At 67.2% G+C, this 12,155-nt stretch carries 13 protein-coding genes; 8 read left to right on the top strand and 5 right to left on the bottom strand.

Annotated elements, in window-relative coordinates:
* Positions 1-17: 17 nt before the first annotated feature.
* Entirely contained in the window at positions 18-518 is a 501-nt protein-coding gene (locus ACFYXB_RS32625; RefSeq protein ID WP_351350892.1) for a GtrA family protein, read from the bottom strand.
* A 208-nt stretch (positions 519-726) separates the two neighbouring features.
* On the opposite strand from ACFYXB_RS32625, the gene ACFYXB_RS32620 reads away from it, so the two are divergent.
* From ACFYXB_RS32620 to ACFYXB_RS32610, 3 genes are read left to right on the top strand one after another with little or no spacing between them, the layout of a single operon-like run.
* Complete coding sequence (locus ACFYXB_RS32620) at positions 727-1,866, top strand: 5-(carboxyamino)imidazole ribonucleotide synthase (protein WP_389588465.1); 1,140 nt, start codon at positions 727-729, stop codon at positions 1,864-1,866.
* A gap of 20 nt (positions 1,867-1,886) precedes the next feature.
* Positions 1,887-2,384 carry a 5-(carboxyamino)imidazole ribonucleotide mutase gene (purE, locus tag ACFYXB_RS32615; RefSeq protein ID WP_351350950.1) on the top strand — a complete coding sequence of 166 codons (498 nt, stop codon included), beginning with the start codon at positions 1,887-1,889 and terminating at the stop codon, positions 2,382-2,384.
* A 5-nt stretch (positions 2,385-2,389) separates the two neighbouring features.
* Positions 2,390-3,586 (top strand): dipeptidase, encoded by a 1,197-nt coding sequence (locus ACFYXB_RS32610; RefSeq protein WP_389588463.1) that lies wholly within the window; start codon positions 2,390-2,392, stop codon positions 3,584-3,586.
* A 186-nt stretch (positions 3,587-3,772) separates the two neighbouring features.
* Here the strand turns inward: ACFYXB_RS32610 and ACFYXB_RS32605 are convergent, their stop codons facing one another.
* Together ACFYXB_RS32605 and ACFYXB_RS32600 are read right to left on the bottom strand one after the other, a co-directional pair.
* Positions 3,773-4,165: a VOC family protein gene (locus ACFYXB_RS32605; protein WP_351350897.1), complete on the bottom strand. Its 393-nt coding sequence runs from the start codon at positions 4,163-4,165 to the stop codon at positions 3,773-3,775.
* 31 nt (positions 4,166-4,196) lie between these two features.
* Positions 4,197-4,556, bottom strand: coding sequence for a VOC family protein (locus ACFYXB_RS32600; RefSeq protein WP_389588460.1), 360 nt, complete (start codon positions 4,554-4,556; stop codon positions 4,197-4,199).
* An 82-nt stretch (positions 4,557-4,638) separates the two neighbouring features.
* Here ACFYXB_RS32600 and ACFYXB_RS32595 point away from each other — a divergent pair, with 82 nt between their 5' ends.
* A complete protein-coding gene (locus ACFYXB_RS32595; protein ID WP_389588458.1) occupies positions 4,639-5,145 on the top strand; it encodes a CGNR zinc finger domain-containing protein in 507 nt (168 codons plus the stop codon).
* A gap of 255 nt (positions 5,146-5,400) precedes the next feature.
* On the opposite strand, the gene ACFYXB_RS32590 is transcribed toward ACFYXB_RS32595, so the two are convergent.
* Positions 5,401-6,744, bottom strand: coding sequence for a UDP-glucose dehydrogenase family protein (locus ACFYXB_RS32590; RefSeq protein WP_389588456.1), 1,344 nt, complete (start codon positions 6,742-6,744; stop codon positions 5,401-5,403).
* Positions 6,745-6,944: 200 nt separating this feature from the next.
* Here ACFYXB_RS32590 and ACFYXB_RS32585 point away from each other — a divergent pair, with 200 nt between their 5' ends.
* The gene (locus tag ACFYXB_RS32585) at positions 6,945-8,102 is read left to right on the top strand and encodes an acyl-CoA dehydrogenase (protein ID WP_389588454.1); all 1,158 of its coding nucleotides are present in this window, start codon (positions 6,945-6,947) and stop codon (positions 8,100-8,102) included.
* 199 nt (positions 8,103-8,301) lie between these two features.
* Here ACFYXB_RS32585 and ACFYXB_RS32580 read toward each other — a convergent pair whose 3' ends face one another.
* Complete coding sequence (locus ACFYXB_RS32580) at positions 8,302-9,483, bottom strand: tyrosine-type recombinase/integrase (protein ID WP_389588512.1); 1,182 nt, start codon at positions 9,481-9,483, stop codon at positions 8,302-8,304.
* Positions 9,484-9,613: 130 nt separating this feature from the next.
* Between ACFYXB_RS32580 and ACFYXB_RS32575 the strand changes: the two genes are divergently transcribed.
* From ACFYXB_RS32575 to ACFYXB_RS32565, 3 genes are all read left to right on the top strand, one after another.
* The gene (locus tag ACFYXB_RS32575) at positions 9,614-10,156 is read left to right on the top strand and encodes a hypothetical protein (protein ID WP_389588452.1); all 543 of its coding nucleotides are present in this window, start codon (positions 9,614-9,616) and stop codon (positions 10,154-10,156) included.
* Positions 10,157-10,248: 92 nt separating this feature from the next.
* On the top strand, positions 10,249-10,407 hold the full coding sequence (locus tag ACFYXB_RS32570) for a helix-turn-helix domain-containing protein (protein WP_389588450.1): 159 nt from the start codon (positions 10,249-10,251) through the stop codon (positions 10,405-10,407).
* Positions 10,404-10,925, top strand: a complete 522-nt coding sequence (locus ACFYXB_RS32565) for a hypothetical protein (protein ID WP_389588447.1) — start codon at positions 10,404-10,406, stop codon at positions 10,923-10,925. Before ACFYXB_RS32570 ends, ACFYXB_RS32565 begins: the two co-directional genes overlap by 4 nt.
* Positions 10,926-12,155 lie beyond the last annotated feature (1,230 nt).

The following is a 12,155-nucleotide window of genomic DNA, read 5'->3' as shown; positions in this document are numbered from 1 at the left end:
CCGCGGGGTCCGGCCGCCTACGCCCGCTGCCGGGCGCGCGTGGCGCTCTGCTCCGGCGCGAGGAAGGGTTCCGCGACGGGCTCGGGCTCGTGGACCGGCAGCGCCTTGAACACCCAGCTGCGGTACGACCAGAAGCGGAACAGGGTCGCGAGGCCGATGCCGACCACCTTGAAGACATTGCGCTGCAGGGAGCTCTCCCAGTGCAGGCCGTAGATCGCGGCGTACAGGATGCCGTTCTCGATGACCAGGCCGATCGCGCTGAAGATCAGGAAGAGCGTGAGCTCACGGCTCTTCGCGCTCTTGTCACGGTCCCGGTACGTGAAGTAGCGGAAACCCACGTAATTGCAGGCGATGGCGACGAGGGTGGCGATCACATTGGCGCGCACGGCCTGCAGGGTGGTCAGATGCCACAGCAGGTTGGACACTCCGAAATTGACGACAGTGCCCACCGCACCCACCGCGCCGAACTTGGCGATCTCGTGGACGAGCTTTCGCGAGCCCGAGGAACCACGTTCCATGGTCGTGCAGTCCCCCGTCCGTAGGTTTTCGTCAGCTCAGTCATGCTAACCACCCGGCTTCTCCGGCGCCCGTGGGCAAGCTCACAGATCGGAAACAAGTCGGAAAGAGCACCGGAAAAGCAGGACAAGAGCTGGTGAAACAACCGGTAAGAGCACTGCTCGCAGGCGCGCAATCCGGCCGACCTGGCGTGGCCGATACCCTGGGGGCGTGACGTTCCCGGTAGTCGGCATGGTCGGCGGGGGCCAGCTCGCTCGTATGACACACGAGGCGGGCATCCCGTTGGGCATCAGGTTCAAGCTTCTCAGTGACACCGCTCAGGATTCCGCGGCGCAGGTCGTCAGCGAGGTCGTCGTCGGCGACTATCGCGACCTGGACACGCTGCGTGAGTTCGCGCGCGGTTGCGATGTGATCACCTTCGATCACGAACACGTACCCACCGAGCACCTCCGTGCGCTGGAGGCGGACGGCATCGCCGTCCGCCCGGACCCGGACGCCCTCGTGCACGCCCAGGACAAGGGCGTGATGCGCGCGAAGCTCGACGCGATCGGCGTGCCGTGCCCGCGGCACCGGATCGTCGCCGACCTCGAGGACGTGGTCCGTTTCGCGGCGGAGGGCGAGGGCTTCCCGGTCGTCCTCAAGACGGTCCGCGGCGGCTACGACGGCAAGGGCGTGTGGGTCGTGGAGACCGCGGAGGAGGCGAGCGACCCGTTCCGGGCCGGTGTCCCGGTCCTCGCAGAGGAGAAGGTCGACTACGTCCGCGAGCTCGCCGCCAACGTCGTACGCTCCCCGCACGGCCAGGCCGTCGCCTACCCGGTCGTCGAGTCCCAGCAGGTGAACGGCGTCTGCGACACCGTGATCGCGCCCGCTCCCGGCCTGCCCGAGGAGCTCGCCCTGCGGGCCGAGGAGATGGCCCTGCGCATCGCCAAGGAACTCGGCGTCGTCGGCCACCTCGCCGTCGAACTGTTCGAAACCCGTGACGGCCGCATCCTCGTCAACGAACTGGCGATGCGCCCGCACAACTCGGGCCACTGGACCCAGGACGGCGCGATCACCTCACAGTTCGCCAACCACGTCCGCGCGGTCCTCGACCTCCCGCTCGGCGACCCGCGCCCGCGCGCCCCGTGGACCGTCATGGTCAACGTCCTCGGCGGCGACTACCCGGACATGTACTCCGCGTATCTGCACTGCATGGCCCGCGACCCCCAGCTCAAGATCCATATGTACGGCAAGGACGTGAAGCCCGGCCGTAAGGTCGGCCACGTCAACACCTACGGCGACGACCTGGACGACGTACTGGAACGCGCACGTCACGCTGCCGGTTACCTGAGAGGCACGATCACCGAATGAGCCCTGTTGTAGGCATCGTCATGGGGTCCGACTCCGACTGGCCCGTGATGGAGGCCGCCGCCCAGGCCCTAGACGAGTTCGAGATCGCGTACGAGGTCGACGTCGTCTCGGCGCACCGTATGCCGCGCGAGATGATCGCGTACGGCGAGCAGGCGGCCGAGCACGGACTGAAGGCGATCATCGCGGGCGCCGGGGGTGCCGCGCACCTGCCGGGCATGCTCGCGTCCGTCACCCCGCTGCCGGTCATCGGCGTCCCCGTGCCGCTGAAGCACCTGGACGGCATGGACTCGCTCCTGTCCATCGTGCAGATGCCGGCCGGTGTCCCCGTCGCCACGGTCTCCGTCGGCGGTGCCCGCAACGCCGGTCTGCTCGCGGCGCGCATCCTCGCCACGCACGACGAGGAACTCATGGCCCGGATGCGCGAGTTCCAGCAGGAGCTGAACGACCAGGCCACCGAGAAGGGGCGCCGGCTGCGCTCCAAGGTGGAGGGGTCGGGCGGCTTCGGCTTCGGGAAGTGACAGGTATGACTTCTCAGACCTCATCGACCTCTCTCGACGAAGCCCGGGCGCTGCTGCGCGAGTTCCCCGTCGTCGACGGGCACAACGACCTCCCGTGGGCGCTGCGCGAACAGGTCCGCTACGACCTCGACGCCCGCGACATCGCCGCCCACCAGAACGCCTACCTCCACACCGACATCCCGCGGCTGCGCGAGGGCGGGGTCGGGGCGCAGTACTGGTCGGTGTACGTCCGCTCGGACCAGCCGGACGCGGTCCCGGCGACCCTCGAACAGATCGACTGTGTACGGCAGTTGATCGCCCGCTATCCCGCTGACCTGCGGGCCGCGCTGACCGCCGCCGACATGGAGGCGGCGCGTGCGGAGGGCCGTATCGCCTCGCTGATGGGCGCGGAGGGCGGGCACTCGATCGCGGGCTCCCTGGCCACGCTGCGGGGTCTGTACGAGCTGGGCGTCCGCTACATGACGCTCACCCACAACGACAACATCCCGTGGGCGGACTCGGCGACGGACCAGCCGAACGTCGGCGGCCTGTCGGCGTTCGGCCGCGAGGTGGTCCGCGAGATGAACCGCCTCGGCATGCTCGTCGACCTCTCGCACGTGGCGGCGACGACGATGCGCGACGCGCTGGCTGCGACGTCCGCGCCGGTGATCTTCTCCCACTCCTCCTCCCGGGCGGTGTGCGACCACCCGCGCAACATCCCCGACGACGTCCTCGAACGCCTCCCCGCCAACGGCGGCATGGCGATGGTGACGTTCGTACCGAAGTTCGTGCTCCAGGCGGCCGTGGACTGGACGGCCGCGGCCGACGACAACATGCGCGCACACGGCTTCCACCACCTCGACACGACCGAGGAGGCGATGAAGGTCCACCGAGCCTTCGAGGAGGATCACCCGCGCCCGGTCGCCACGGTCTCGACGGTGGCGGACCACCTCGACCACATGCGCGAGGTGGCGGGCATCGACCACCTCGGCATCGGCGGCGACTACGACGGCACGGCCTTCACCCCGGACGGCCTCAGCGACGTCTCCGGCTACCCCAACCTGATCGCGGAACTCCTGACCCGCGGCTGGTCGAAGCCCGACGTGTCCAAGCTGACCTGGCAGAACGCGGTACGGGTCCTGAGCGCGGCGGAGGACGTGGCCCGCGACCTCCGGTCGACCCGGGGCCCGTCGAACGCGACGCTGGAGTCACTGGACGGCTGACCCGGCCAGTTGTGGTACCGGAAACTCGTACCGGCACGGTACGGCTTTCCGGTACCACTTCCGCCGACCCCAGTGCGTCGGCCTGTCCGGCACGTACGACTCCGGAGCCGCCCACCCCCAGGACCCCGGCGACGCCTCCTCTTACCCGCACCTGATCGCCGAGCTGGACGGCTGAACCGCCTCACTTCAGGGCTTCACGATCCGGCACAGGCAGAAGGGGTGCCCGGCCGGATCGGCGTACACCTGGAAGTCCTTCTCCTCCCGGTCCGCCAGGTCCAGCGGGCGCGCACCCAGCGCCAGCACGCGCGCGTGCGCCGCGTCGACCTCCTCCCAGGTCGAACCTGCGTCGAGGTCGAGATGGACCTGCTGCGCGTTGTCTCCCGCGCGCGGCCAGGCGGGCGGCCGGTACCCCGGCTCCCGGTTGAAGGCGAGCCGTGGCCCGTCCGGGACCTGGAGGACGACCCAGTCGTCGTCCTCGGCCCGGGGTGTGCCGCCCACGACCGCCGCGTAGAACGCGGCGAGCGCGAGCGGGTCGGGGCAGTCGAGCACGACGGAACGGAATCGGGCCACGGGTGCCATGGGGACCCCTCCGAAATCGGTTCGGCTGTGTTCAGCAGGCGCAGAGACAGAAAGGGTGCCCCGCCGGATCCGCGTACACACGCCAGGTCCGTGACCTGTCCTTTGCGTCCAGCGGCTTCGCGCCCAGCTCCAGCACCGCCTTCTCCGCCGCGTCCAGGTCCGGCACCGCCAGGTCCAGGTGGAACTGCTGCGAGTCGTCGGGCGCGGGCCACTTCGGCGGTACGAATCCGGGCGAGACCTGGAAGGCGATCGTCTGGCCGTCAGCCACCGTCAGGTCGACCCACTCGGCGTCGCCCTCGACCGTGCCGCCCAGCACCTCGGCGTAGAAACCTGCCAGCGCGCGGGGGTCCGGACAGTCCAGGACGACGGCACCCAGCTTGGCAAGAGCCATGACTCCTCCTCGAGTTACCCATAAAGGCGTGTAGCCGGTAACGGTTACTGCATGCTCCCGCATAGGAGGTAACGTCGCAAGCATGAGTGAGAGATCGCCCGCACCCGGAGGCCTGGCCCTGGTCGAGTCCCTGGTGAACACGCTGGACCTCGAGTCGGGCGCCGACACGCTCGACACGGAGGACGGCCGGGCGCGCTTCGGACTCTCGCAGGACGAGGTGCCGTACGCCCGCGAACTGCGCGAGTCGCTGCGCGCGGTGCTCCTCGCACACGCGGGCCATCCGCCGCACCGCGCGGTGACCCCGCTGGGCGCGCTGCTGGCGGGCGCCCCGCTGTACGTGTCCGTCGACGAGGCGGACGGCTCGGCGACACTCACCCCGGCCGAAAACGGCCCCTTGCCCAACCGCGTCGCCGCCGCCGTCGCCGAGTCGGTGGTCGCCGGCACGTGGGGCCGCCTGAAGGCCTGCGAGTCTGTCACCTGCCACTGGGCGTACTACGACCGCAGCCCGGCCTGCCGCGGCCGCTGGTGCTCGATGCAGGTGTGCGGGGCCCGCGCGAAGATGCGCCGATACCGGGCCAAGGAAGCGTAAGGCGCGCCTGGTTCGCCGCCCGGGTGGTGCAGAATGCGACAAGACACCGGTTCGGCCGACTGAGCCTCGGCCGAACCGGTGTCGTCCCCTGTCAATTGTTCGTTCGCCTCCGGGCGCTCCAGCCGGTGTCGAGAGCCCGACCGTGCTCAGCCCTTCGGGCTTCCGCGCTCCCCCACTCTCGGCTTCGCTCGAGCGGGGGGACCCCCATGCCCCCTCGACACCGGCGCGCCCTTCGGCTCGCTCACGCCTGCGAGGTCATGCGGTCGGGCGGCCCATCGCCCGGTACCTCCAGCCCGCCCGGCGCCAGACCTCCGGGTCGAGGGCGTTGCGGCCGTCCAGGAGCACCTTCGCCGTCGCCGCCTCGCCCAGCACCGCCGGGTCCAGCTCGCGGAACTCGCGCCACTCGGTGAGGTGCAGCACCACGTCGGCACCGCGGACGGCGTCGAGGGCCGTGGGGGCGTAGCCGAGGGTCGGAAAGACGCGGCGGGCGTTGTCCATGCCCTTCGGGTCGTACACCGTGACCTGGCCGCCCTGGAGGTGTATCTGGCCCGCCACATTGAGCGCGGGCGAGTCACGGACGTCGTCCGAGTCGGGCTTGAACGCGGCGCCGAGGACCGCGACCCGCTTGCCCAGGAAGGAGCCGCCGCCCAGCGCCTCGCGGGCCATCTCGACCATCTGGCCACGCCGACGCATGTTGATGGAGTCGATCTCGCGCAGGAACGTCAGCGCCTGGTCCGCGCCCAGCTCGCCCGCACGCGCCATGAACGCCCGGATGTCCTTCGGCAGACAGCCGCCGCCGAAGCCGATCCCGGCCCGCAGGAACTTCCGGCCGATCCGGTCGTCGTGCCCGATGGCCTCGGCCAGCTTGGCGACGTCACCGCCCGCGGCCTCGCACACCTCCGCCATCGCGTTGATGAAGGAGATCTTCGTGGCCAGGAACGAGTTGGCGGACGTCTTCACCAGCTCGGCGGTCGGGAAGTCGCACGCGACGAACGGCGTGCCCTCGCCGACCGGTGTCGCGTACACCTCGCGCAGCAGCTTCTCCGCCCGCTCGCTGCGCACGCCGACCACGATCCGGTCCGGGTGCAGCGTGTCCTCGACGGCGAAGCCCTCGCGCAGGAACTCCGGGTTCCAGGCCAGCTCGGCGTCGGCGCCGGCGGGCGCGTGCTCGGCCAGGTAGGCGGCCAGCCGGTCGGCCGAGCCGACGGGCACGGTGGACTTGCCGACGACCAGCGTGGGACCGGTCAGATGCGGGGCCAGCGAGGCGATGGCGGCGTCGACGTACGACATGTCCGCCGCGTACTCGCCGTGCTTCTGCGGAGTGTTCACACACACGAAGTGCACATCGCCGAACCGAGCCACCTCGGCCCAGTCCATGGTGAACCGGAGCCGGCCCGAGGAACCCTCGATCCCTGCCACGTGCCGGCGCAGCAGGTCCTCAAGACCCGGCTCGTACATCGGAACCTCGCCGCGCTGGAGCAGGGCGATCTTCTCGGGTACGACGTCGAGCCCCAGCACCTCGAACCCCAGCTCGGCCATGGCCGCGGCGTGTGTGGCGCCGAGGTAGCCGGTGCCGATCACGGTGATCTTGAGGCTCATGGGTGCTCCAGAAGGGGTACGTCAGGGGATGCGAGGCAGAGCATAGTCGGGGCGTGTGGCAGCTCTTCGGCGGGCAACTTTCCCGCTGTCGCCAAGCTCACGTAGGCGTCCTGTGGGCGGGCCCCTAAAATTTCAGTTACTTAACGGTAATTAGCGTCATGCTGCGTCAATATCACTGTGTCTTTGGAGCGTGAGAGACCTTGGCCGGATCGGCTGACTTCGACCTGTACCGCCCCGCCGAGGAGCACGACATGCTCCGCGACGCCGTCCGCTCGCTGGCCGAGGCGAAGATCGCGCCGTACGCCGCCGCGGTGGACGAGGAGGCCCGCTTCCCGCAGGAGGCGCTGGCCGCGCTGGTCGCGAACGACCTGCATGCCGTGCACGTGCCCGAGGAGTACGGCGGCGCGAGCGCCGACGCGCTCGCCACGGTCATAGTGATCGAGGAGGTCGCCCGCGCCTGTGTGTCCTCCTCGCTGATCCCGGCCGTGAACAAGCTGGGCTCCCTGCCGGTGATCCTCTCCGGCTCGGAGGACCTGAAGAAGAAGTACCTCGCCCCGCTGGCCAAGGGCGACGCGATGTTCTCGTACTGCCTCTCGGAGCCGGAGGCGGGCTCCGACGCGGCCGGCATGAAGACGAAGGCGGTCCGCGACGGCGACCACTGGATCCTCAACGGTGTCAAGCGCTGGATCACCAACGCCGGTGTCAGCGAGTACTACACGGTGATGGCGGTGACCGACCCGTCGAAGCGCTCGAAGGGCATCTCCGCCTTCGTCGTCGAGAAGTCGGACCCGGGCGTCTCCTTCGGCGCCCCGGAGAAGAAGCTCGGCATCAAGGGCTCCCCGACCCGCGAGGTCTACTTCGACAACGTCCGCATCCCGGCCGACCGCATGATCGGCGCGGAGGGCACCGGTTTCGCCACAGCGATGAAGACCCTGGACCACACCCGCATCACCATCGCCGCCCAGGCCCTCGGTGTCGCGCAGGGCGCCTTCGACTACGCCAAGGGCTATGTCCAGGAGCGCAAGCAGTTCGGCAAGCCGATCGCCGACTTCCAGGGGATCCAGTTCATGCTCGCCGACATGGCCATGAAGATCGAGGCCGCCCGCCAGCTGACGTACGTGGCGGCGGCCAAGTCGGAGCGCGGCGACAGCGACCTGACCTTCCAGGGCGCGGCGGCGAAGTGCTTCGCCTCGGACGTGGCGATGGAGGTCACCACGGACGCGGTCCAGCTGCTCGGCGGCTACGGCTACACCCGTGACTACCCGGTCGAGCGCATGATGCGCGACGCCAAGATCACGCAGATTTATGAAGGCACGAACCAGGTCCAGCGCATCGTGATGGCGAGGAACCTTCCCTAGCAGGTTTTTTGCAGGTCAGGGGCCATCTCAAGGGTCCGGCGAGTCGGTCACGGCTTCCGCTCCGTTGGGGCCCGTTTCGGGCCGTTCCTGGGCGTCACGCTGGGGGAATCCTGGGCTGGAACTGAGACAGAAAGAGCACTTGACCTGCGGAAACACTACGGCCCCCGGCATAACGCCGGGGGCCGTTCGCATAGGGCCGTCAGGCCACCTCCGACTGTTCCCGCTCCGTCGGGTCATCGGCGCCGGGGGTCAGCATCGTGGCGATGGCTGCCCGGCCTCGCTGCTCCGCTCCCTCGAAGACGTAGTGGTAGTGCTCCCTCAGCACGTCTGTGCTGCTGTGTCCCATCCAGTCGGCCACGTCGTTCTCGGGGACGCCTGCGTATAGCAGTCGGGACCCGTAGTAGTGGCGGAAGCTGTGGGGCTTGCAGTACTCCACCCCGCCCATATCCAGGGCCACCAGCCAGATTTGCCGGTAGAAGTACGAGGCGTACAGGTAGCCGGAGCGGGTGACATTGGGGAACAGGAGTCGTTCCGGTCCCCACACACCGTGGTTTTTGATGTGCCGTCGCAACGCGAAGGCCACGTTCGGCGGCAGCGGCACCATCCGTCCCGACTCCTCCGCGTCCCGCGCCTTGATGTGCCGCCGCTGTACGGCGCTGTTCTTCCCGGACTCGGTCTCGCCGTCCTCCGCTATCTGGAAGTCGACACGGAGCACTTCGGCCTTGAAGTCGACCTGGTCCCGTGAGACGGCCATGGCCTCTCCGAGTCGGAGCCCACAGCCAGCCATGAGCCACAGCATCGCCTGGTACCGCGCCGGCGCCGACCCCAGGACTGCCAGAACCTCCCGTGTCGTGAGCCGCCGCGCCCTGCTTTTGTGCTCGCGGATCTCCTTGGCGCGGCTGCCAGCGTGCTTAATCTTCTTGCACGGGTTCCGGCCGACGATCTCGTTCACGACAGCCCAGTCCATCATCCCGGAGAAGAACGAGAAGCGTTGCCGACGCGTCCGAGCAGACAGCTTCCGGTCCGTCTCTATCCACAGAAGCCACTGCTCGATGTCCGCCACCTTGAGCGACACGATGGAACGGGCCTTGAAGAACGGCTCAATGGTCGTGTTGAGGATCGACCGGTACTGCTTCTTGGTGCTGTTCTCCAGCTTCCTTTGATTGGCCCACTGCTCCCACACAGCCGTTACGGGTTGCTTGCCGAGCCTGTCGTCCAGGTAGGTGCCGGCGTCGAGTTCCTGTTCCTTGCGCTTGCGGTGGTCGTCCGCTCGCTTCTTGGTCTCGAACGTCTTCTGCCGCTGCTTGCCATCGGGGTCGTACCAAAAAGTCGTCCACTTCTTCGGGTCGTCTTTCGAACGTGCAACCCAAGCTCGAGCCACTGAGGTGCTGGCCTTTCTATCCAAGGGAAGCGCTCGACCGGTACGCCGGGAGCGCCTAACCTCAGATTGACCTGACCACCCTGGGTTGTCAACCCCGGGTGGATCACCCGGGGTGGTGTACGCTGAGGGCATGCGGGCAGATGAGAGCGGCTTCGAGATCGAACAGCAGCAAGGGGGGTGGACAGTCCGGATGTGGTGGCCGACAGGGCCCGTGACAGGCGGCCCCCAGCGCATCACCGTTGAGTCAGCCGCTGACGCGTCTGCCCGTGACGTGGCCCGAGGTATCTCCACGACCGTGTTGCGCAGGCTCGACCTCGCGGCGGCCCTGAATCTGGCCAAGATGGCGCCAGAAGCCCAGAGCACCCTGGAGAACAGGTCCAAGCAACTCAATGAGATGGGTGAAGCGGCCAGCCTTCTGCTGGCCAACGAAGGAGTCTCAGAGAGGTACTTGGCCATGCTCGCGTCCACGTATAAGGCCATGGCTGACAGTGGGGCGGTAGCCCCTGTGCGGCATCTCGCTCGGCTCATCGGCCGTCAACCAGAGACGATTAAGGACCACTTGAAGAAGGCGCGTCGTGAAGGCTACCTCAGCACGGTCGCCGGAAAGGCCGGAGGAGAATTGACCGAGAAGACGACAAAGATTTTGGAATCCATGTCGAATCTCTCGACATAATCTGCAGCCTTCTACCACCCAAGTTCATATAGCAACGGCCCCCGAGGCGACTCGGGGGCTTTCTCTTTCTGGAGATCTATTTGAGTAAGCTAATGACAGTCGACGAAGTGGCCGACTACCTGAACAAGCCCAGGTCGTGGGTGTACGGGAACTGGAAGGCCGAACGAATCCCGTTCCGTAAGGTTGGGCAGTCTCTTCGGTGCCGCCCCGGCGACCTTGACCGCTGGCTGGATGAGCAGGAGGGCCTGTGAGCTACTGGTTTGCGAAGGTTCACCGGCCGAAGCACTCCAGCCCCGCAATCGGCAGTGCCGTTCTCCACCTGGAAACGCGCATGTGGTTGCTGGCTTTGGATCGGATGCAGCGCGGCGGACATGCACCGTTGGGGTCCGGAGAGTTGGAACTCATCCTGACCAACAAGAAGGGGGATCCCTACGACGCGAGCCGCTACCGGCAAGCGCGACTCAATCTGACCAAGGCTGGACTGTTGGCGCCTCCAGCTTCGGCTCGGTGCTTGCTCATCCCGTCCACAGTGGCCTCAATGGATGCCCAGGGGAAGCGGGAAGAGTGCGCGACGCACAAGCACAACATCCCGTGGGACGGCAACCATGGCGACTGGATGTTCAGGACGCCTGAGGACGCTCAGCGTTGGGAAGCGGAGTGCGACAACCTCGCCAAGCGCGGCAGCCCGTTCCCCTCTGCGGCATGGGCGCAGAGTGTCCGAATGAGGATGGAGCGAAGCGTTAACGAATCAGCAGGCTCAGACGCTTGATACCAAGGGCGAGTCCTACGCCCCTTCTTAAATACAGTTGACCCCAGCCGGGGCGGTCTAAGTCCTGGCTATTCTATCCTCTCAAGAGGCCGCTCCCTTCCGCAGGGGGCGGCTTTTTGTTGTCTGATCTCAGTTCAAGTTCAAGCAGCCTTGGTGAGGCTGCTCAACATCAGTAACCACCGAGGCGGGAGCCTCGGCAGTAAGGTCTTCAACGGGCCTCTGAACGGCCCGGATTGGTTTGTTGATCCCGTGCCTCGCTGACACTCGGGGAATCGGATCTCGTCTCGTCTCGATGCCGTCGATTCCTCCTCGTCCTTGCTCAACCACTCCGGTTTTTCCTCCCCGGGGCAGGGTGAGGGATGAAAACCCGTAACGTCCGAGCGCGGCCGCGACTGGCGCGCTGCTGCGCATCAGGAGGCCAGGGAGACGGGAACCTCATGCAAGCGATTCAGCTTGCTGAGATTCAGAGAATATCCAAGGAGAAGAATGATGACCGATGACCCGATGCGCGCAATGATCCGCGACGAGATTCTAAGGGCGATGCAGGAAGCCAGACCCGCCCAGTACACCAGGGCCGACCTCGCCTGAGGGCTTCGTCGCCTCGCCCGAAGAAGATGCTGCCTGAGTAGCGGATACTCCTCTGCCGGCGATGTAGGCCCGAAAGACGAAGGACCCCCGGCTTCGGCGGGGGGTCCTGGTCATCGTCGATGCTGCGGGCACTGGCACGGTGGCCATTGGGACGAGATCACTGGCTCTAGCTTGTCCCCTTGCTTGGCCTCGAACATGGTGACTGGAGCACTGGTCGGCTGTCCCTGGGCGTTCACCGTGTAGACCCGGACAGTCATCCGCGGGCCGGGAGCCTCACTGTCCAACAGAGCTTCCACCACCTTCTTCCAGCGCTCCTCCATGGACCTGGCAATCCGGCAATAGGCTCCGGTGTGCTGGCACGTAGGGCAGCGGCCTGTGTGGTTGAGAAGGGCCTTCTGGGCTGTCCTGGGCGTCCATCTCCGCGCCGTCACTGCTCAGTGCCCACCAAAGGTTTCAAGCGATTCAGCTCCTGGCAGGACCGGCAGGCGTACAGGCCCACGCTGGGACCAGACCCTCGCTCCACGATGCGGACGAGGACGGTCCTCCCTCCCCATCCCTGGTGGAAGTCGCAGTAGGTAGAGTCGTTCATGGTCGGTCACTTCCTAGTCATGTGGCCGGCAAGGGCTTCAGACGCCGCCACAC

The organism is Streptomyces sp. NPDC002619 (assembly GCF_042889305.1).
Taxonomy (GTDB): Bacteria; Actinomycetota; Actinomycetes; order Streptomycetales; family Streptomycetaceae; genus Streptomyces.
The sequence above is the reverse complement of the archived record's forward strand: the minus strand, read 5'-3'. Positions and strand labels throughout refer to the sequence as shown.